Genomic DNA, 21,655 nt, shown 5'->3' with positions numbered 1-21,655 from the left:
ACAGATTACTTTAAAATTAAAATTTTTCGTAATGACAATTTTTGAGTCTTTTCAGACAGCCTCTTTTCTTAATTTAAATCTTGAGAATAGAATTAAACTATTTATTTAAATAGAAATCAATTGAGTTTACATGAAATTAGAAGCTTTAACCAATTTCTCCATATCTTTAGTTATAATCATGCTTTCTCTAAGTTCAATAGCACCTTCTTCTTTAAAATCATGCAAGGTTCTAACCAATGATTCGATAGATGTACCAACAAGACTACTATGATCTTTTCTTGATAGCTTGATACAACCATTATTATCAAAAAAACGTTCTAATTTTATAATAGACAATGCTGTTCTCTCTCTAACGCTGTGTTGAGCTAAAATTCTAGTATTATTTGTAAATACCCCAAATTCATGACTTATACTCTTTAGGAGGCGATACAACATTTCATAATCATTTTCAATCATAGAAAGAAATACTTCTTTTGGAATCAGATCAAATTCGCAATCTGTCAAACAAGCTGTAGTATGAGCATATGTTTCTTTGCTTAGCAAACAATGATAGCCTAAAATTCCGTTTTCTTTAGCCAGGTAGAAAATATGTTCTTTCCCATTCAATCCAGTAGAGTATTTTTTTACTTTACCAGATTTTAATATATATACGCCGGTTGGGATGGTTCCTTCGTAAAACAAAACCTCTTTTTTCTTTAATTTTATAGAAATTTTCTTTTCTTCAATTAAAGAAATTGTATTCTTCGAAAGGTCTTCTAAAATGGTATCATTTGCAAAAGAATACCGCCTACAGGGGAAAAGAGTATTAATCATAGAATACTATTTGGTTAAGACTTGTGTGCATATATATAACAAGTTAAACTTAAAAATTCCTTTTCATTTTCAGGTTTTTTATGAATAATTTCAAAATAATCATGTCTTTATAAAACTTTGAATATTAATACTTAAGATGAAATAATTGACATATATCAATACTGGTATTGATATATGTCTGATTTTATAGTTTCTCAAGAAGTTATATTTGATTTTGGCTCATTTTCCAGATACTTTTAAAGGTATTTTATTTATTTTTAACTTACTAACTTTATACCTCAACCCATGACACAGTCATCAGACCTACGGGACAAATTAATCTCTATTTTAAAGCTTTCCACTTTCCTGATTTTTTTAGGTAGAGCCTATCAACATATCGTTTGGGATGCTCCTTATAGAACTTTTTTATGGGATGAAGCTATCCTAAAAGGGGTTGTTGAAAATACTTTTGGAGTAACATGGAATGACTATGTAACCAGCCTTTCTGCTGCCAATACCATTTCTTTTTCTATAAAAACTATTGGTGTTTTCTATCTTCTTTGCGCTATCGTTACATTACTAATAAAACCCAACATGAAAAAACTGGGTAAATTCTTTTTACTAGGGGGAAGTATTGGACTTTTCATACTTGCAATTTTATATTGTAAGGAAAAATTCTTACACGTTGGACAATTTTTTGAATATATGATTCAATTCATGACTCCTGTATTACTTTATATGATGTTGTTTACTAGTCTTGAATTTAAAAAAATACGTCTAATTGCGTTAATTGCCATCGCATTAACTTTTAGCTGCCACGGTTTGTATGCTGTTGGATATTATCCCAGACCAGGAACTTTTATTGACATGACACTAAACACATTACCAATTAGTGAACCTAGCGCGCATGTCATGTTGAAGATTGCGGGAATTCTAGACTTTGTAGTGGCTATTGCTATTTTTATTCCCAGAATATCCTATGCCGCTTTAGTATATGCTTTTATCTGGGGAGGACTTACGGCTACAGCTCGATTAGTAGGGCATTTTCATATTGAGTTTTTATGGAATTCATTTAGCCAATGGACTTGGGAAATGTTAATTAGATTGCCACATGCGCTTATTCCTTTATTCGTGCTAGTTGCAGATCGTCCCGATATGCGATTTTTAAAAGGTATCCCTTTTTGGAAAGGAACACAAACCGTCTAGATTCGTATTTATATAATTATTGGGCTTAAAGGCACCTAGACAAATTCTATTAAATATAAAAAACTGCCTGAAATTTCTTTCAGGCAGTTCAAAACAAACTAAAAGCAAAAGTTCTACTTCTTAACGAACTTTGTACTAATTTTACGGTTTCCTACTTTAATACTAATAAAATAAACACCCGCATTCAGCTTATCAATATTATACATTTCAGTTTTTGATTTAATATTAATTTCATGAACTACTTTTCCAAACATATCTCTAATTATTGCTTTTGGTTCTTGAACCTTGGCATAGTTGGGGTATACGATATGTAACAATCCTGATTCTATTGGATTAGGATAAGCGCTCAAATCAAATTCAGAACTTTTAGTAGTACTATTATTTGTAGTTATAGCACTACGTACTGCCAGGTTATGTGGATTATTAATAGTAACAACGCTACCGCCTGATGGATTCCATACATCTATATTTGCAGGTAGAGAAAATAAGTCGTTATCATTTACTTGTCCAACACTAGTGGCATTGTCAACTTTGATCGTTCTCATGATGATTTGATTTTGATCCACCCATAACCATTTAAACTGATTAAACGATCCTGCAGCTCTGGTCCAGTTTTTAGTATCAGATGCATTCCTTAGCGGAGCACCCCAACATCCTTCTCCAACATAAACTGCTCTTTTAGGATCGTTATCAACTCTAATAAACCCTTCATCACTACCGGTTCCTGTAGACGGCTTGATTGGCCAGGTACGCTTCACTACATGAGAGTCACTCTCCATTACCAACTGCACTGCATGAGTATAAAATGGCTTTGACCAAGCCTCATATTGATCATTTTGTTCTGATTTCCCAGGTTCGTGAGGTCTGGTTGATCTATGATACTGAGCCACCGCCCAGGTATGACTTGCAGAATTAGCAGCTAAATCATTAGCTAACCAACTTCCTTGTGTACCTGCTGGAGTTACCTCGGTATTTAACGTATAGGTTCTCATAAGGTTTCCACCAAAACTAAGGGCATAAAACTCTCCGCCTGCAGCGGTAGGAATATCAAACAGGTCTCTAATATCATTAGAACTCTCATGGTTTCCTCTCGCAGCCACAACTGGAATCATTCTTCCATCTGACCCAATTGTTAATTGCCAGTCGTTAAACCAGTTTTGCCATTGAGAACTAGAAGATGAACTGGTCATATCCCCTCCAAACAATACAGCGTGTGGTCTAATCTTGGCAACCAATCTATTGGCATTTTGTCTTGGGGTACGATTGTTTCTCGAATCTCCACCAGCAACAATCGATAATCTTATCGTTGGGTCATTAGGAGCCGTCTTAAACCAGTATCTTTCAGAAACTCCTTCGCTATCCTTAATTACAAAATAATAAGCTGTATTGGGTTGAAGCCCAGTTAACCGTGCATAACGATTATCCATCCCTTTACTAGAAACGGTTCTATCAACTGTTTTACTTAAAGGATAAGAACTATAGTTAAGTCCAAAATCTTTAGGTCCATAATGCACTACAGGATTGGTTCCGCGTACTTGATTCCACCCTATTACCATGGTGGTAGATGGATTTTCTCTCCAGGTTAAACGATATTTCTCTGTAGATGTACTTACACTAATCACTTCAGTAAATGTAGCAGTAACCGTTTTATCAGCATCCATGGTAAGTGATCCTGGATTCGCATTCCCTGATAGATCACCGGTCCATCCACCAAATTCCCAACCCGAAGCCGGAGTTGCAGTAACAGAAGCAACTTCTCCCGAGTTATAGGTACCACCTCCACTTACGGTTCCTTGACCAACTGTATTAGTTGTCAATGCATATTGAACAACATTAGTTGTAGTAACAGTAGTAGCGATACTATTAGCAGATATATTTCCTGCGGCATCTTTTGCTCTTACGCTAAAGCTATACGAAGTGTTGGCAGTAAGTCCACTAACACCATAATCCGTAGTCGTTGATGAACCAATAACTGTAGTTCCTTGATATACATCATACCCTACTACACCAATATCATCGGTAGAAGCGGTCCAGTTGAGATCCACAGATGTATTTCTGATATTAGAAGCAGTTAAATTAGTGGGTACTGACGGCGCTTGGGTATCCACGAATTGTGTATAATTAGCATATATAGAATATCTAAAATCTGCCTGGCTTCCACTACCATAACTTGAAGGCATATTGTTTCCACTTGTGGACCAGGTTGTTCCTGAAGCACTATATCTTCCTGGGTTTCCGGATACATAAGCAACTCCTGGATTCGTTGAAAGCATCCAGGCTAGCCATATAGTATCACCATTACCAATAATAATTGGGTTTTCTAAAGCAATGGTTTGCCAACCGGTGGTTGCGTTAGCAGATGCCACAGTAGTCTGTCCTAGTTTGTTACTAGGCACTCCATTATTATCAGCATAAACGCCTAGTTGCATATCTCCAGAACCTCCTGTAATATGAATTGCAATGCTTTGCAATGTTCCATTTTCGGGCATAGTGTATGACATTGCCCTTCTATCAGCATGAGTAGATGTACTAGTACCAACGGTTGTAATCCCTACTGTAAATAATTGGGCGGGAGTACTTGTCGTCGTTACATTTACGGCAGTACTACTTCCTGATGTATTACCTCCAGCGTCTTTGGCTTGTACTGTAAAACTATATGAAGTCTCGGCAGAGAGTCCTGATACATTATAGTTTGTTGTCGTTGAAGTTCCAATACTGGTTCCGTCCTGGAATATTTCATAACCAGTAACTCCAATATTATCTGTAGAAGCCGTCCAGGATAGATCTGTACTGTTGGAAGATGTATTAGAAGCTGTCAGGTTTGTTGGTACACTAGGCGCTTCATTATCAGGAACTGAAGAAATGATACTGAGGTTATCAATAGTCATATCACTGGTAAAATCACTACCCGTAGTTCCTTTGATTTGTAGTTTTATCACGCTTCCGCTATAGGCGGCTAGGCTTACTGTTTGTGAATTCCAACTATTACCTTGATCACCACTCAAACTCCATATCGTTGTCCAGGTAGAACCATCATCGGTAGAAGCTCTCATCTCTAAAACACCCATAGCAGCTCCAAACATATGGTAATCAAAACTTAGTTTTGCATTTAGCTGATTTGAAAGATCAATACAAGGACTCGTTAATAAAGCAACTTTATTAGGGAAACCTGTACCATTTCCAGTAGCTTCTGTGTAGATATAGTTTGTACCATCATTAGCAGCTGTAGGACCTGTATTATTAGAAGGAATTCCCGCACTATCTACAACCCAGTCTAAATCATCGGTACTTTCTTGTACCCAAACTCCAACACCAGACTCGAAGCTTTCACTATAGGGGAAATTAGCAATCCCCGAGCATGGAGGCGGAGCAGTTGTAGTTACATTTACGGCAGTACTACTTCCTGATGTGTTACCTGCAGCATCTTTGGCTTGTACTGTAAAACTATATGATGTTGAAGCCGTAAGACCGGTAACATTAAAACTTGTAGTAGTCGATGAACCAATACTTGTATTCCCTTGGAATACTTCGTATACCGTAACTCCAATATTATCTGTAGAAGCTGCCCAAGACAGGTCTGTACTACTTGATGTTGTATTAGAGGCGGTCAAATTTGTTGGAATACTTGGAGTTTCATTATCTGGGACTACATTAACATTCACTCCAGTAATAATCAAAGAAAAATCTTGTGACCCATTTGTTAATGTACCTTTATGGGTTACTGTAACCGTATATGTCCCAGGAGCTAAAACTGCATCAATCTTCTCAACGTTATCTCTAAAATTATCACCTCTTTGGGCAGGATCTGTATAGTTATTAAAACTTCCGTTAGGAACCATTACCCATGGAGAATAGGTATTTCCATTACCCGTTACACGAACATCCAGATCATTTATTAATATAGGTGCGGTTCCGGTGCCTGTTGCTCCTCCCGGATCATTCCATACAATATTCAATGATAAAGGAGTAGAACCATCAGAAACAATAGTTCTAGTATATGTTCCTCCGTTATTTAGTGTCAACTCATCCATAATAGATGAAGTTCCATTATTACTTATCACTTGGGCAGCTCTTTCCGCATTAACCAATCCCCACCCACTGGCAAAATCAGGACCATCATTAGCTCCTACCTCATCAGCTGTATTAATTAATAGTGCTTTTGCAGTAGCTGCTCTCATATACACACCATTTAAATTCTTATAATGCTGTTGTAATAATGCTAAGGTTCCTGTGGTTGCAGGAGTAGACATTGAAGTACCTGTCTTTGTACCGTAATCTGTATCATTAGCATTATCCGAAGAATATACAGATCTACCATTATTTGATATATCCGGCTTAATTCTCCAATCGTTGGTAGGACCATAAGAGCTAGTAGTCCACATACTTACAGAAGATGGTCCAGTATAATTTGGGACATCTACTGTATTTCCTACCACCAAAAGATTCTTGGAAAGTTGAGTACTTCTAATCACTCCATATGTATTTCCATCATTTCCTGCTGATTTACATTGCAAATAAAATGGGGCGTTGTATAGCACATCATCCATATCTCTTGCAACTGCATTATAATTTCCTGATGTACCTGAAGGTGTATTTGAATTATTCGCCAAAATTCCTCCTGCTGCGGCGAATACAGCTGTTTCAGAAACCATATTTGTAGCAGTATAATTTTTTATGGTTGCTCCAGAAGCCATACCTCTGGCAGCGGCGTCAATACCCGTTGCAATTAAAGTACCTCCTGTATGGGTTCCATGGCTGGTAACAGATCCTCCATCACCGCCATTAGAAGCTCGACCACCAAATTCTACATGTGTAGGTCTCGCATAACCGCTTTCCCAAACAGCAATTTCGATTCCGGCGCCTGTTAGATCTAATCCTGTTGACCCTCCTTGCCAGATTTTGTCTGTACGTCCCGTTGCGGCAGCTGCAGTATTATCATCATAAGCATAAACTGGCTCTCCTTTTTCATCAAATCCAAAAATAACTCCTAATCGGCCATCTTTAGTAGTTTTTGTTAACGGAATTTTTTGCCTATTCGTCTTAGTTTTATTGGCTTTTTCTAATTGATTAGATCTGTCTATGATCTTTTGGAGAGCTTGTTGGTTGGTTTGTCTTTTTATATTCTCTCTGTCGGTACTGTTTTGTGCGTTCACGAATATCGAAAACAACAAAAAAAGAACTAGAAGGAATATGTTCTTCCTTGATTTCATAAATTGAGTTTTAAGGATTAAGATTTTGTGTTTAAAAAAATGAGTCTAAGATTTTAAGAAAAATCTTTTATGTCTAAAATGAAAGTGACATTGGGGTCAGAGAAATGTAATTCTTGGTATTTATTGGTTTTAGGTTTTGTGAGTTTGCATATTTATAATTTGGTTACATATTAAGATTACAGACTGTCTATTATTTAAGACGTATAAAAACATTATCATCCCCTAATTAATCATTATCATTATTAAAAAAATATGCAAAAAACTGATTACCAGGTAAATGGGATTTAAAAATTGTAAAAATCATCGCTCTTGCACGCATAGATCATGATATCTATCAATTTAAATCTTGACATTTGTCAATCATTCTTTTGATTTATATCAGGTTGCCATTTTATTTACTGTATTTTGAACGTTTTTTAGTGTTTAAATAGACTTTTTATTAGCAAAACCACTTTGTGCTAATATTTAATAATGAGATATGAAAGTATGGGAATGGGTAATAAATTTTCGGTAGTTTTTGATTTCACGAGCTTGGGCTTGTATATGGTTAATGACATATCAAAAGTAAATACTAGCTCTTTTTTATGCTCCCGAATTTATCAATCTAAACCATGATTATTATCAATTATTTTTTTTATTTATATCGATTTGATATCGCTCACGCCCATATTTGCTATATAGATTTATGGTCGAAAAATTAAAACCAAAGTGATAATAGGAATGGGGGTCAAATTATATTCACAAAAAACTGCTCAAAAATTACTTTCAAGCAGTTTTGGCTTATATTATCAAAAAATAAGTTCTTTTAATTGGATTCTTTCTTTTTCAATAATATCTCAAATGTTCTTTTTCTAAAAGTTCTGCAGATAAATCTTGGTTGGTTATGAGCTCAGACTGAATACATAATCCACCTGCAATGGTTCCAAACTGCATACACTTCTTTATTGAATATTCTTTTGAAAAACCATAAAGAAACCCAGAAAAAAAGGCATCTCCTGCTCCATTGGTGTCCTTGATTCTATATTCAGTTATAGCTTCAACCTCTACCCATCCTTCTTTAGTTAAAGCACAGGCTCCTGCTTTCCCATGCGTACAAACAACTAACTTTTTGCCTTGATCTATCATCTTTTCCATAAAAGGCTTATAGTCTTTGAGGTTATCTGAGCTCAGAAAAACGTAATCAGATGAATCAATAAAATCTTGATGATAGCTACTTTTTCCGTCATAATCATGAAGATCTGTCCATACTTCTATTTTATTGGCTTTACATAACGGAAGTATATTTCTGCAATAGTTAGAAATATTCACAACAACAAAATCGGATTTCCTAATTTCTTTATTGAATCTGTTATAATCGATATTAGGTTCATCTGTTATAGGGTTCATAAATATAGAAATGCGTTCTCCTCCGCTATTCATAAGGTTTAGATGTCGTTCGGTACCTTGTGGATCGATATCATGAATAAATTTCAGATTAGGTTTGTTGAGATATGTTCGGATCTTTTCTCCGTAAACATCATTTCCTATCATGGAGTGGAAAGTGACATCAAAATCCAGTTTTGAAAGCGTTACGGCTTTTCCCGCACCGGTATTACCTACAGTCTCTTTAAAATTACAATGATGAATTGTGGTAGGTACAGGTTTTGGAAATTGATCTAGATGTATAACCGAATTATAAGAAACTCCACCTATATTAAACACTTTTTTCATTTATTAATCCTTACAAAAGTTGCCCTATAATAACTTCCAGTAGGTTTATCATTTTTGTCATACTCTACAGACTTTAAAATATACTCATCCTTTGAAACCCAATTGTATGTATATATTCTATACCGACCATCATCTACTCCCTGAAACCTAACTTTACTTTTTATATCTCCATTAGCATTAATTGTACCCCGTCCTGCACTTGTTCGGTTACCCGAAAAACTAGAAAGCGAATTTGTTTCCTTTTTGTCAGAGTCATAATTCCAAAATGCACTACCATGTGATGCTCCTGTATCTACAATTAAAAGCACACTATTATTTGTATTTATTTCTTTGCAAATGGTATGATGACCGGGTATTTTTATAGACCTTTTCCTTAGGTTTTCATCGGTATACTCCCAATTATCATCTTTTAATTTCCACTCTCCGATAAATTTTTTAAATGGATTTTCAAGTTTTTTAGCATATCTAAATGTGTCTTTAAAAGTAGCTGATTCATTTTTTAATGATATTTTTCTATTCTCACCACCTTCCCATTCATCAGCATTTAATGTGTATTTATAATTTAAAAACTCGATTCCTTCAGGAGTTTCAAAAGTAACAGTTGTAGAATACACACCATCATTATCAGGATCAGATAGTTTTATTCCGTCATACCAGGACAATGGGGCAAGATCTCCCCGTACCTCAACATCAAGTGCTTCTTCCTGAGAATTTATATCAACATTAAACGTAAGTTGTTTCTTATGCTGGGCAAAACAATGCTTCGGAAAAACAACCATAAATGCTCCTATAAATATTGAAAAAATTAGTTTAGGTTGTACTACCCACTCTTTTACTTTGCGACTATCTTTATTCATTTTTTCTATTTTAAACCGTTACTATTCTTCTTTTTTATGTATATGTGTACCAATCTGTCGATGTATTCTTAGTGAATTATCTTCAACTCTTCTCCAATAAGAAATCCCTGATCCTTGTGTATTTCCAGAAAACTCAGGCACAGACCAGTCTACATAAAAACCTGTATACCGAATGTACCCATCCTCTACAACATCATAATCATAGGTCCATCCCTGTATAGAGTCTATTTTGACAGGATATTTATAATATTCTTTATAATGTTTGATTAGAGTAGCTTTTCCGGTTTTGATTGTGTCTGCAAAAGGAAGATACATTGCATCCTTCGTATATCCATTTGCAGATCTTTCGGGAATTCTATCCATTACATTTGTTTTATTCAAAGCACTATAAGCTTCCATTTCCCATGGAATACCGATTGCATTATATTTAACTGCATTTATACCTTCAACAATTAGTGCATTGGGATCTTCTATTGGATGTAAATATCCAAAAGCCTGAGCTTTCAGTGTAAGCTGGGTATCATTACTCAATTTCCAAACATTTAAATATTTACCCCGATACTCTTTTGCATTATCAAGTATTTTGGTAAACAACCCAATTTCGATAACCCTCTTCTCAAAAACTGTAATCTCTATTATTTCTCTCGAATATTTCTTTAGGGTTTCTCTATCAAAAATTTCATCATAGTATCTTTTGATGTTTTTCTTGTTTTTTATTAAAGGATGATACTCGGCCATTAGCATAACATCATCCGCATAAAGATCACTTATCTTGGTAAATGATTTTGTCTTTGCTGCATCAATGATTCTTATATTATATTGCTGTAATTGCTTTTTTATAGCCCTGTCTTCAGATGTTTTTATATCAGGTTCTTTAGTACTCGAATTTGTACATGAAAAGAATATCAAAATAACGAGGACCGAGATGTAACTAAGTTTCATATTTCTATTTCTTTTTAGGATTAAACTACTTTTTCAAATCTAAAATCAGTGCTGTGTTTTTAATCAATTTAATAGTATCCAGAGTAGTATAATTTTTACCTGAAATGATATCAATCCCATTAGAGTACCCCATAAGTGATTCTTGATATCGATTTAAGTCAAATGCGGCAATATCTTTGTTACTATTATTGATGATTATCATGGTGTTTTGGGTCTCGGTAGACCTAAAGTATACGTACACATTATTATCGGGTTGATAATGTTTTAGTTTTCCTTTGTGAATTGATTCTGCTTTTTTTCTCCAATTAAGTATCTTTTGGAGATAGTTGAACATTTCATTTTCTTGATCTGTTCTACCACTTGCTACAAATGCATTTCTAGTATCCCCCTTCCATCCGCCGGGGAAATCCTCTCGTAACTGCCCATCGGGCTTATCCTTTTTCATTAAAATTTCGTCGCCGTAATATAGTTGTGGAATACCTCGAGTAGTAAGTGTAAATACCATACTTAATTTAAATTTATCTACATTACCACCTAATAACCCTAAGGTACGCCCCTGATCATGGTTTCCATTAAAAACTTTATTGTTAGATGCGTTTCCATAAATGAAATCTTCTGCAAGGGTTTCATATAATTTATAAATGTCTCCATCCTTCCCAAATGCTTCAATCATTGCATAATACAAGGGGTAATCGCTTACACTATTAACATACGAAGTATATCCATTTCTGTTGGTCTTCTCGTTATTCCAATACGATAAATAAGATGCTCTACTTGCCCAGGTTTCTGCTACCATATAAAAATCTGGATATTCTTTGGTTAAGGCCTGCATCCAATTTGACATAGCTCCTTGATTTGGATAGGGATACGTATCCATTCGTATACCATCTAAATCGGCATATTCTACCCACCAAATTGAGTTTTGGATCATATAAGCTTCTAAAAACTTATTTTCTAAGTTTAAATCTGGTAAATTAGTATCAAACCATCCTTTGGTTAATAGATCAAAATCCTTCTTAGAAGCGTATGGGTCAGATGCTATTATTGTTGAAAAATTGCTATAGGTAAACTCTTCCCATTGATTTAACCAGTCTTTTGATGGTAAATCATTCATCCACCAATGTCCAGATCCGCAATGATTAAATACCTGGTCCATAATAACTTTCATTCCATTTTGATGACTCTTATCAACCAATGCTTTAAAATCTTCATTAGTACCAAATCTGGAATCAGTTTTATAAAAATCTGAAATCCCATACCCATGATAAGAATAGGCAGGTTGATCATTTTCTTGAAAAGGGTTTAACCACAGTGTAGTCACTCCGTAGTCTTTTATATAATCAAAATGATCCAGAATTCCTTTAATATCTCCCCCGTGCCTTCCGTTTTCATCATTCCTGTTTACTTTTTCTATAGTATCATCTGTGGAGTCATTAGATGGATCTCCATTTGCAAATCGATCTGGTGTGATAAGATAGATAACATCAGAACCATCAATTCCTTGACCAACATTTTCTCTTTTTATTCTGGGCTTTAGAGAATATTCGTACTTCATACTTTTATTTCCCTTAGCAAAAAGTATCGAAACAGTACCTGGTTTTGTGTTTTTAGAAACCTCAAGGTTTACAAACAAATAATTAGGATTTTCTACCTGATGTATACTTTCTATTTTAATTCCCGGATAATTGATCTCAATCTTAAAATCATTAATCTTATCTCCATGAATAAGTAATTGTAGTTTGGAATTTTTCATCCCTACCCACCAAAAAGGAGGTTCGATGTGTTTAAGGATTGTGGCATTGTTCTGTTGTGCATTTACAAATAATCCTAAAAAAATGACACAAATGATGATCAGAGGTAATGTTCTTTTTTGCATGTATGAGTATTGTTTTCCCCATAATTACAATAGATAACTCTTGTCGACAAATTGATTGTACATATGCCAATTTTTAAAGGACCAAAAGCAAGTAATATTTCAATTTTGGAAAAAATCACTCTCAGTTTGAAAAAAATGTGTGCAAGTAGCATTTTGTAAGAGATTGCATGTCATTTGTCCTTGATTTTGTTTTTTACCAATAATTTTTCAGATTTTAGTGATCGCTATGAAGTCAGAACAAATAATAAATACGGTATCCTCAAATAATTTCTTTTCTAAAAAGATAATAAAGCATATCCTTTATTGGATAGGTATGGTCGTTTTTTTTGGTATTACTTGGGGTACTTATGATCATGATTACCAAAGATCCTTTCTTATTCAGTTCTTTGGGCTTCCTGGTAAAATTGTCTTGGTATACATTACATTACTGTTCTTAATTCCTAAATTCTTTGTTACCCGAAAATTTACACTGTTTGCTATTTTTTATTTTCTCACTTTGGTACTTACTACCATTATTGTTCAAAGGCCCATAATGCTATACCATGTAGAACCTAACTATCTCCCAGGATGGAGCAGCAAAGGTTTTTTTGCAATCAATGAAATTATGAAAACTGCACTTGATGTAAACAATGCTGCTATACTGCCTATGGCCTATATATTTTTTAAATTTTATTACAATTCGCAACAAAAGACACTGACTTTAGAAAAAGAAAAACTGGAAGCCGAATTAAATCAACTTCGCAATCAAGTTCATCCTCATTTTTTGTTTAATACTTTAAACAACTTATACTCCTTAATTATCCAGAAATCTAGTAATGCTGAGGCTGCCGTACTTAAACTCTCGGGGCTCATGCGCTATATGTTATATGAAGCTAATGTGCCCAAAGTTCCAATATCGAAAGAAATTGAATACCTGAAAAACTATGTGGATTTAGAAAAATTAAGGTTTGATGATCAAATGGATATCAGTTTTAATACAGAAACTGATAAAGAGTATATAATCTCTCCTTTTCTATTGATTCCTTTTGTAGAAAATGCCTTCAAGCATGGATCTAACCTTCAAGATGGTTCATGGATTGTCATTAGTATTTTTGTAAAGAAAAATAATCTAATTATGAAGGTTGAAAATGCAAAGTCTCCAAATACATTACAAAATGAAAATTCTGAAGGAGGAATAGGGTTCTCGAATGTAAAAAAGCGATTAGAATTGTTGTATAAGAATAAATACACTTTACAAACAGAGGATACAGGGCTTTCTTATGAATCAATTTTAAAACTAAATCTCGAAACCAATGACAACTAAAGATAAAATAACGTGTTTAGTGATCGATGACGAGCCATTGGCCAGAGATATCCTGGTTAATTATATATCAAGAGTAGATCATCTACAACTGATCGCCTGTTGCGCTAATGCTTTGGAGGCGTTCAATTTGATTGCTAAAAAAAATATAGATCTACTTTTTTTGGATATTGAGATGCCAGAGATAACCGGAACCGATTTTTTAAAACAATTAAATAATCCCCCAAAAGTAATCTTTACTACAGCCTATAGTAATTATGCAGTTGATGCGTTTAGTTTAGAAGCTTCTGATTATCTTTTAAAACCTATTGAATTTCCACGATTTTTAAAATCAATACATAAAATTTTAAAAGAGTTAACACCTGTTAATGCACCTTTGGTAAACTTTGATGAGGATGCATCATCTTATCAGGATGCTTTTATATATCTAAAAGTTGAAAAAAAGATGCAAAAAGTATTTCTAAGGGAAATTCATTATATCGAAAGTATTAGAAATTATATAAAAATTAAAACTATAGATAGAGAAATTGTAGCACTTAAAAGTATTTCAAATATTGAAGAAACCTTACCTGGTAAGAAATTTTTAAGAGTACACCGATCGTTTATTGTGGGTATGGATTTTATTGATTCCTTTTCTCCTAGTGAGATTGATATTAAAGGAGTTAAGATTCCTGTAGGACGTAATTATAAAGATACTGTTAAAGAAGTTTTGGGGTATTTTTAAACATGCATAATTATTTGAATATCAGTTTTTTATGTTAAATTATTATTAAAGTAGATTTTCATAACAAGGTTTAAATTCTCTTTTCAAGTACCTTAGTAAGAACTTAAAACCTTACCACATGAAATCTTTTAAAATTTACTCTCTAAAAGCATTATTTCTAGTGTTTTTCACTTTGTTTGCTTGCGCAACTATGTCTGGCCAAACTATTTTCAAAGATGTTTCTAATCAAATTCCACAAGCTGCACCTAACGGAAGTGATACAGTAGATGCAGACCTTATAGATATTGATGGGGATCGTGATTTAGACATTTTCCTTGCAGAAGGAACTGCCAGTATTGCCGGACGCTCTAATCGCCTTTTATTAAACGATGGCTTTGGTAATTTTACAGATGCCTCATTAAGTAATTTACCTTTTTCTCCATTTCCACTAAATAGCACCAGTGCAGATTTTGCAGATTTCGATGAGGATGGAGATACAGATATTATTGTAGCCAACCTGGGCCCAACACAGCTACTTCTTAACAATGGAAATGGAGTCTTTACTGATGCAAGTAGTACTTTACTTCCACCACCACCTATAGATATTCTTGAGGATATTTCTACAGAAATCGGTTTTATAGATATAAATAATGATGGTAGATTAGACATTTTTGTTACTAATGAAATTCCTCCAATACCAGATATTGGACCAGGTGGAGCGCAAAATTTCCTTTACATCCAAAATGCCAACAACACTTTTGCCGATGAATCATTGATTCGATTACCAAATATAAAAAATCAAAGTGCAAGTTTTGCTTTTGGAGATATTGATGGAGATGGTGATCAGGATTTAATTGTTGCCAATGTTGGACAAAATCAAGTATTAATTAATGATGGAAATGGATTTTTTAGTAGTGAAACCGAAACCAGAATTACTCAAGAAATTACGGCAAGTCGGTCTTTAGTTTTATCAGATATAGACAATGACAACGACCTTGACTTGGTAGTGGCTAATAGTAACCTCGAACAAAATCAGATTTTTATTAACGATTCTAAAGGATTTTTTACCGAAAATACTGCTGATGCTTTACCATTACTTAATGATACCAGTAGTGATGTTAAGTTGTTTGATTTTAATTATGATAGATCCCCTGATATTATTTTTGCTAATTCTATACCTAATCCGATAGGGCCTGTTGGCGGTGGTCATCCTTTAGCTCCAGCTCCTAACATTATATACTTAAATGATGGTACAGGCATATTTACAGAGGCCTCCTCAGAATTTTTACCAGAAAACAATGGTATTAGCTTTGATATTGAAATTGCCGATGTAAATGGCGATCGCCTCGAGGATATTCTGATATCAAATGCCAATGATGGGCAAGAGCAATTATATTTCCGTGATATTACTCCACCAACTCAATTTGATAAGATCGAACCATTTGTATCCTGCATTATAGAGAATGAAGATGGAACTTTAACCGCTACGTTTGGATACTCAAACTTAAATGAAACTGCAGCATATATTCCTGAAAGCGTAAGAAACAAATTGATTCCAAACCGTGTTGATGCTGCAAGTGATCAACCTGTAATCTTTTTACCTGGTACTGTTCAAAATGCGTTTGCAGCTACTTTTACTGTTGGAATGGCCTGGAAGGTCAACAAAAAAATAACTATTGCCAGCAGTAGAACTCCTAAATGCGACACTAATTCGGAAGATCCTTTATTTAATATAAGTAATTACCCTAATCCATTTTCTACAACCACAACTATCAAATATACCTTACCTAAGGCAAGTAACGTAGAAATCGTAATATATGATCAATCAGGCAAAACAATTGAAACAATATCAAACGTATCTGCTGAAAAAGGCGAGCACACCCTAAACATTGATGCTATTACACTACAGTTAAAACAAGGAGTGTATTTTTACAAAATCACTGCGGGCAATTATAAAATGGTTAAATCTTTTTTAGTGAATAGATAAGAATTAAATCAAGAGTCCGATTTGATTAGAACAACCAATAGATTCAGAAGTCTATTGGTTTTTTATTCAGCTTCATATTACTAATATAAGTACTAATTTGCATTAATAATCTTGCTCTTCTTGATTCCAAAATAGACAGCAAACCCACCAGTAAAAAACATTAATAAGCTATACACTGCAGGGGCGATAGCTAATGATGTGTTTTGAAGTAATACAACAGCAATTGTGATTGCTAGGGTACCATTTTGGATCCCGGACTCGATGGCAATAGAAATCGCGCTCTTATTTTGAATACCAAATACTTTGGCAGAATAATACCCAATAATCATAGTAATCACATTTAGACTTAAGGCTACCATACCCGCTTGCTGAAAATAGGAAATAAAATTATCCTTTTCTTTAATGGTTATTCCTATAATTACCAAAGCAATAACAATACCCGAAGCAATTCGAACAGGTTTTGCCATTTTTAAAGCAAATGATTCTCTGTACTTTCTAATCATCATTCCTATACTTACCGGGATAACAGTAATAACCAAAATCTGAATAATTGTATTAAATACATCCAGTTTTATCATCTGCCCTTCTTCAAGAAAATGCAATAGTGCAAAATTTACAATAAATGGTATAGTCAAAATAGTGATAAAGCTACTTATCGCAGTTAATGTAACCGATAGAGCAATATCCCCCTTTGCTAAATGAGATATCAAATTAGATGTAGGCCCTCCAGGACAAGCTGCCAGTATCATAATTCCTACAGAAATATCTGGTTGTAACGGAAATAAAGAAGCTAAGGCGAACCCTAATAGAGGCAAGAGTACTATCTGATTGGCCAAGCCTACAAGTATGGCTTTAGGATATACAAATATTCTTCTGAAATCATCTACCACTAAAGACAATCCCATTCCGAGCATAATTATAATAAGAGATGACGCTAAAATAATTGTCGAAATATTATCCATAAATTGAGCTTTCTGATTTCTTAACTAAGATAGAAATTTTTATTCTACTTGCTCCAAGGTTGTATGCATTCTCAAAATAATTACGTAGAAGCATATATAAATTTTATACAAAAAAAACTTAACTTTAATCTGCACAAAAAACAAAACAACTACAAAAAGATCTAAAAAACGCAACCCAGTAATTTATAAAATACTTTTATTACCTAACTACGGACAATCACATGAAAAAGATTTTACTATCCGTACTATTAACATTCTCTTTAATGATTTCCTGCAAAGAAGATCATAGTATAAAAAAGCCCGTAAAAAAACAAGAGCAGAATCAAAAGCAGGATCCATGCGATATTGAGAAAAAAAGAATTGAAACCGAACCTACGATATTAGGAATGGATATTTCTCATTTTCAAACCAATGTCAAATGGGATAAAATCAAGGCAGACGGAGTCAATTTTGTCTATATGAAAGCCACTCAAGGCTCGCATTTCAAAGATCCCAAATTTAAAGAAAATCATGCTGCTACAAAAAGTGAATGTTTATATCGAGGAGCATACCATTTTTATGAAACTGGCAAAGATCCTCAAAAACAAGCTCTCAATTTTGTTGAGGCCGTTGGCGAACTAATTCCAGGAGATCTTCCACCTGTTTTGGACTTAGAAGAGTTAGGAATAAAAACACCAGTAACTATAGAGAGCTATGAAACAAATACCCTTATGTGGCTAAAAACTGTTGAAGAAAAGCTTGGTGTTCGTCCAATAATTTATACCAATCCTTCTTTTGCAAATAAGTACTTAAAGCACCCCGAATTTGCAAAATATTTCCTTTGGGTAGCAGAATACACTAAAGTAGAATCTCCTAAAACGCCCAAAACATGGGCCAATAAAAGTTGGATCATCTGGCAGCGTACTGACCGAGAAAAAATTGAAGGTGCTGGTAAAGTAGACTATGACCTGTTCAATGGAAGCGCTAATGATTTTTTGAAACTGGTCAAAAAATAAATAGCTTTACGTCTGATATTATCAATTTTTCGATAATTTGTTGGAATGAATCAAAATCAATCTCAAGAAAGTCAATATTGGACCCAACGATATGCGGAGAATCGTACCGGCTGGGATATTGGTTATGTAGCCACTCCGCTCAAAGAGTATTTTGACCAATTAAATGATAAAACAATCAAAATCCTTATTCCAGGAGCAGGAAACGCTTATGAAGCTGAGTACCTGTTTCAGCATGGGTTTAACAATGTTTTTGTTTTAGACATCTCTCCAGAACCATTAAACGCTTTTGCAAAACGAGTTCCTAACTTTCCAAAATCACAGCTATTATTAGATGATTTTTTTATGCTTGAAGGAAATTATGACTTGATTCTCGAACAAACATTTTTCTGTTCTTTTATTCCAACAGATGAAAACAGATCAATCTATGTAACGCAAATGGCAAATCTCTTAAAACCTAAAGGGAAATTAGTAGGCTTATGGTTTGATATCCCATTAACGGGCGACATGGAAAAACGCCCTTTTGGCGGGGATAGAAAACTCTATTTGTCGTATTTAGAAAGAGGTTTTGATACGGTTATCTTTGAAAAATGCTATAATTCTATTCCTCCAAGACAAGGAAATGAACTCTTTGGTATTTTTAGAAAAAAATAAGGGAGACACTAAAAAAACAGATCATTATCAGAAAACTTATATCTTTGAGACATGAGTATTCTATACTTTTCTTTTCCAAATTTTAACATCTATAGTACTCCATTATTGGTCCTGGCATTACAAGGATTACTATTTTCTGGGTTATTGTTTTCGAGGTATCATAAAAAAGGAAATATATCCGATTTATTGTTAGGTATTATATTGCTTATAACTTGTTATCATCGCACGACTTATACGATTGGTTTTATGGGATGGTATGATACGTTTCGAAATACAAAAATCAACTACTATTTGATGAATTTGGCGCTTTTCATGGCTCCTCTGCTTTATTTTTATGTAAAATCAGTGACCACTTCAGATTTCAAGTTTACAAAGAAAGGATATTACCATTTCATACCGGGTCTACTTTATTTCCTTTTTAAGATGGTAGTACTCATTTATGATTCTAATCAACCTGGGTTTGATGAAGTTCAAAATGGATATTTGGTCGTCAATTTGCAATGGAAATATATTGAGCCTATCCTTACCATATTTACCATATGTCAGATGCTTCTGTATTTAGCCTTCACATTTCAATTATATTATTTATACAGACGTAATATTCAACATTTCTTTTCAAATACTTACAAGTTAGAACTGAATTGGATACGAAATTTCCTATACATTTATTCTTTTCTTTTTATTTATGAGGTCTTGCAAATTGTTATTAACCTCTCTATTACAGAACTTAGTTGGAAACAAAAGTGGTGGGAACAATTCTTCTCGGCCCTTGCCATTATATATATTGGAATAAAAGGATATTTTACAGAAACCATAAAACTTACAAATCTAAATTATGGAAACATGAATGCTATTTTCCATAATTATATCTTACAACCTGAAGTATTACAAGCTGAAAAGAAAATAGAATCAAAAACCCAATCCTCAGATTTCATAATTAAAAAGGAGCGATTGCAAAATTTTATTGAAAACGAAAAACCATATCTAGATCCCGACCTTAATCTTGTTGAACTTTCAAAAAAATTGAACATGACCAGAGCAGAGCTTTCAGAATTAATTAATGAAGGGTTTAGGTTAAATTTTAATGATTTCATCAACAAATATCGTGTAGATGCTGTAAAACAAATGTTGACCAATGGCAAAAATCAACAATTATCATTGTTGGGCATCGCCTATGAATGTGGGTTTAATAGCAAAGCTACTTTTAATCGTGTGTTTAAAAAGGTTACCCAAACCTCACCAACTGAATACTTAAAGTCTATGACTAATCCTACCCTCCTATAATAATACCACTTTTAAACATAAAAAGAGACGGCTCAAATCGTATTTGAGACACCATAGTACAGTATGAGGCGATTGAATCGTAATGGTTTTGCAATTTTGACATGTCGAATCATAAAATCAATTACGATGACAACTATATTCTTAAAAATAATTTCCCCAACAGTCCAAACTTCATGGATTTCAGATGCATCATTTGCCATTCCACGTATTTTATGTGGATTCTTTTTAGCTGTTAATTTTGGCAGTAGCAAATTCGGAATGCCATGGACTCCAGCCGATAAAAACTTAATGCTTTTTGAAGTAGTAGAATGGTTTCCTAAAGATATAGCCGAATATGGTGGCATTTTTGCTATCACTCCGGTATTTTTTGCCTGGATGGGTGCCGCTAGCGAAGCTATCGGTGGTATTTTTCTTGCACTTGGCCTAAAAACAAGAATCGCATCATTTTTTATTCTATGCACTATGTTGGTCGCTATTTTCTTCCAAAAATGGAATCAAGGATTATGGGGAATGCTCCCAGCCTTGGGTTTCTTATGGGTATCTATCTATAATCTAATATTGGGGTCAGGTCGTTTTGGGTTGGATTACATACTAACAAAAAGAATTGAAAAATCCAGTTACTTTAATACCCCTATTAAAGAAATCATCTAAATCATTTATCAAAATAAATTAAAAAATATGAAAGCAATTTTAGTAAGTATTTACTTATTCTTTACCACAATTAGCATAGCCCAAAACACTGTTCAAATCTCAGATCTTGAATTACTAAAAGGAAATTGGAGTGGTGAATTAATGTATATTAATTATAGTGATAATCGCGAAGTAACGCTGCGGTCTACACTACAAATAGAAATTAAAAAAGATAAACTTATAGGCAAAATAGGTTATACAGATGAACCTAGTGCCAATGGGAAATTTGTAATAAAACTTAAAGAAAATGGAACATTTATTAACAATGAAGAAATCATTACAAAATCGAAACTAGATAATAACTCACTAAAAATCGTGACTAAATATGATGGAAAAGACAACGATAAACCAGCAACCATATTCATTACTTACGTCTTTGACAATACTCATTTCTCAATGACTAAAGAGGTCCTTTTTGAAAACACAACAGAACGTTTTGTGCGCAATAAGTATACGTATAAGAAATTATAAATACTCAAAAGGCACATAG

Annotated in this window: 16 protein-coding genes; 9 read left to right on the top strand and 7 right to left on the bottom strand. The window is 33.9% G+C overall.

The annotated features are described in order from the left end of the window. Positions 1 to 126: 126 nt before the first annotated feature. Positions 127 to 813, bottom strand: coding sequence for a Crp/Fnr family transcriptional regulator (locus JJQ60_RS02890; RefSeq protein WP_201916441.1), 687 nt, complete (start codon positions 811 to 813; stop codon positions 127 to 129). A 285-nt stretch (positions 814 to 1,098) separates the two neighbouring features. Here JJQ60_RS02890 and JJQ60_RS02885 point away from each other — a divergent pair, with 285 nt between their 5' ends. After that, entirely contained in the window at positions 1,099 to 1,998 is a 900-nt protein-coding gene (locus JJQ60_RS02885) for a hypothetical protein (protein ID WP_201916439.1), read from the top strand. Between the two features lie 113 nt (positions 1,999 to 2,111). Here the strand turns inward: JJQ60_RS02885 and JJQ60_RS21960 are convergent, their stop codons facing one another. The 5 genes from JJQ60_RS21960 to JJQ60_RS02835 form a co-directional block, all read right to left on the bottom strand. Further along, complete coding sequence (locus tag JJQ60_RS21960; RefSeq protein ID WP_317193983.1) at positions 2,112 to 7,151, bottom strand: fibronectin type III domain-containing protein; 5,040 nt, start codon at positions 7,149 to 7,151, stop codon at positions 2,112 to 2,114. Positions 7,152 to 8,033: 882 nt separating this feature from the next. After that, on the bottom strand, positions 8,034 to 8,918 hold the full coding sequence (locus JJQ60_RS02850; protein ID WP_201916437.1) for a carbohydrate kinase family protein: 885 nt from the start codon (positions 8,916 to 8,918) through the stop codon (positions 8,034 to 8,036). Continuing rightward, the gene (locus JJQ60_RS02845; protein WP_201916435.1) at positions 8,915 to 9,775 is read right to left on the bottom strand and encodes a CBM20 domain-containing protein; all 861 of its coding nucleotides are present in this window, start codon (positions 9,773 to 9,775) and stop codon (positions 8,915 to 8,917) included. Before JJQ60_RS02845 ends, JJQ60_RS02850 begins: the two co-directional genes overlap by 4 nt. 21 nt (positions 9,776 to 9,796) lie before the next feature. Beyond that, entirely contained in the window at positions 9,797 to 10,717 is a 921-nt protein-coding gene (locus JJQ60_RS02840; protein WP_201916433.1) for a YybH family protein, read from the bottom strand. Positions 10,718 to 10,742: 25 nt separating this feature from the next. Continuing rightward, entirely contained in the window at positions 10,743 to 12,593 is a 1,851-nt protein-coding gene (locus JJQ60_RS02835; protein WP_201916431.1) for a glycoside hydrolase family 13 protein, read from the bottom strand. Between the two features lie 226 nt (positions 12,594 to 12,819). Here JJQ60_RS02835 and JJQ60_RS02830 point away from each other — a divergent pair, with 226 nt between their 5' ends. The 3 genes from JJQ60_RS02830 to JJQ60_RS02820 all read left to right on the top strand — a co-directional run bounded on the left by JJQ60_RS02830 (position 12,820) and on the right by JJQ60_RS02820 (position 16,583). Beyond that, positions 12,820 to 13,896, top strand: coding sequence for a sensor histidine kinase (locus JJQ60_RS02830; protein ID WP_201916429.1), 1,077 nt, complete (start codon positions 12,820 to 12,822; stop codon positions 13,894 to 13,896). Further along, positions 13,886 to 14,617, top strand: a complete 732-nt coding sequence (locus JJQ60_RS02825; protein ID WP_201916427.1) for a LytR/AlgR family response regulator transcription factor — start codon at positions 13,886 to 13,888, stop codon at positions 14,615 to 14,617. Before JJQ60_RS02830 ends, JJQ60_RS02825 begins: the two co-directional genes overlap by 11 nt. 118 nt (positions 14,618 to 14,735) lie before the next feature. After that, positions 14,736 to 16,583: a T9SS type A sorting domain-containing protein gene (locus JJQ60_RS02820; protein ID WP_201916425.1), complete on the top strand. Its 1,848-nt coding sequence runs from the start codon at positions 14,736 to 14,738 to the stop codon at positions 16,581 to 16,583. Between the two features lie 92 nt (positions 16,584 to 16,675). Here the strand turns inward: JJQ60_RS02820 and JJQ60_RS02815 are convergent, their stop codons facing one another. Then, entirely contained in the window at positions 16,676 to 17,545 is an 870-nt protein-coding gene (locus JJQ60_RS02815) for a bile acid:sodium symporter family protein (RefSeq protein WP_201916423.1), read from the bottom strand. 221 nt (positions 17,546 to 17,766) lie between these two features. On the opposite strand from JJQ60_RS02815, the gene JJQ60_RS02810 reads away from it, so the two are divergent. The 5 genes from JJQ60_RS02810 to JJQ60_RS02790 all read left to right on the top strand — a co-directional run bounded on the left by JJQ60_RS02810 (position 17,767) and on the right by JJQ60_RS02790 (position 21,636). After that, complete coding sequence (locus JJQ60_RS02810; protein WP_201916421.1) at positions 17,767 to 18,540, top strand: glycoside hydrolase family 25 protein; 774 nt, start codon at positions 17,767 to 17,769, stop codon at positions 18,538 to 18,540. A gap of 45 nt (positions 18,541 to 18,585) precedes the next feature. Beyond that, positions 18,586 to 19,191 carry a methyltransferase domain-containing protein gene (locus JJQ60_RS02805; RefSeq protein ID WP_201916419.1) on the top strand — a complete coding sequence of 202 codons (606 nt, stop codon included), beginning with the start codon at positions 18,586 to 18,588 and terminating at the stop codon, positions 19,189 to 19,191. Between the two features lie 51 nt (positions 19,192 to 19,242). Further along, positions 19,243 to 20,475 (top strand): helix-turn-helix domain-containing protein, encoded by a 1,233-nt coding sequence (locus JJQ60_RS02800; RefSeq protein WP_201916417.1) that lies wholly within the window; start codon positions 19,243 to 19,245, stop codon positions 20,473 to 20,475. 126 nt (positions 20,476 to 20,601) lie between these two features. Further along, a complete protein-coding gene (locus JJQ60_RS02795) occupies positions 20,602 to 21,126 on the top strand; it encodes a DoxX family protein (protein WP_201916415.1) in 525 nt (174 codons plus the stop codon). Between the two features lie 27 nt (positions 21,127 to 21,153). After that, positions 21,154 to 21,636 carry a hypothetical protein gene (locus JJQ60_RS02790; RefSeq protein WP_201916413.1) on the top strand — a complete coding sequence of 161 codons (483 nt, stop codon included), beginning with the start codon at positions 21,154 to 21,156 and terminating at the stop codon, positions 21,634 to 21,636. The last annotated feature ends 19 nt before the right edge of the window (positions 21,637 to 21,655 follow it).

It is taken from the genome of Aquimarina mytili (assembly GCF_016735115.1).
GTDB classification, from domain to species: Bacteria; Bacteroidota; Bacteroidia; order Flavobacteriales; family Flavobacteriaceae; genus Aquimarina; species Aquimarina mytili.
This window is presented reverse-complemented; position numbering and strand designations above follow the sequence as displayed.

Coding starts and splice junctions, on each gene's coding strand:
- JJQ60_RS02840 (WP_201916433.1), bottom strand. CDS start 10,717: ATGAAACTTAGTTACATCTCGGTCCTCGTTATTTTGATATTCTTTTCA.
- JJQ60_RS02830 (WP_201916429.1), top strand. CDS start 12,820: ATGAAGTCAGAACAAATAATAAATACGGTATCCTCAAATAATTTCTTT.
- JJQ60_RS02790 (WP_201916413.1), top strand. CDS start 21,154: ATGAAAGCAATTTTAGTAAGTATTTACTTATTCTTTACCACAATTAGC.
- JJQ60_RS02835 (WP_201916431.1), bottom strand. CDS start 12,593: ATGCAAAAAAGAACATTACCTCTGATCATCATTTGTGTCATTTTTTTA.
- JJQ60_RS02795 (WP_201916415.1), top strand. CDS start 20,602: ATGACAACTATATTCTTAAAAATAATTTCCCCAACAGTCCAAACTTCA.
- JJQ60_RS02805 (WP_201916419.1), top strand. CDS start 18,586: ATGAATCAAAATCAATCTCAAGAAAGTCAATATTGGACCCAACGATAT.
- JJQ60_RS02850 (WP_201916437.1), bottom strand. CDS start 8,918: ATGAAAAAAGTGTTTAATATAGGTGGAGTTTCTTATAATTCGGTTATA.
- JJQ60_RS02800 (WP_201916417.1), top strand. CDS start 19,243: ATGAGTATTCTATACTTTTCTTTTCCAAATTTTAACATCTATAGTACT.
- JJQ60_RS02845 (WP_201916435.1), bottom strand. CDS start 9,775: ATGAATAAAGATAGTCGCAAAGTAAAAGAGTGGGTAGTACAACCTAAA.
- JJQ60_RS02810 (WP_201916421.1), top strand. CDS start 17,767: ATGAAAAAGATTTTACTATCCGTACTATTAACATTCTCTTTAATGATT.
- JJQ60_RS02890 (WP_201916441.1), bottom strand. CDS start 813: ATGATTAATACTCTTTTCCCCTGTAGGCGGTATTCTTTTGCAAATGAT.
- JJQ60_RS02885 (WP_201916439.1), top strand. CDS start 1,099: ATGACACAGTCATCAGACCTACGGGACAAATTAATCTCTATTTTAAAG.
- JJQ60_RS02820 (WP_201916425.1), top strand. CDS start 14,736: ATGAAATCTTTTAAAATTTACTCTCTAAAAGCATTATTTCTAGTGTTT.
- JJQ60_RS02825 (WP_201916427.1), top strand. CDS start 13,886: ATGACAACTAAAGATAAAATAACGTGTTTAGTGATCGATGACGAGCCA.
- JJQ60_RS02815 (WP_201916423.1), bottom strand. CDS start 17,545: ATGGATAATATTTCGACAATTATTTTAGCGTCATCTCTTATTATAATT.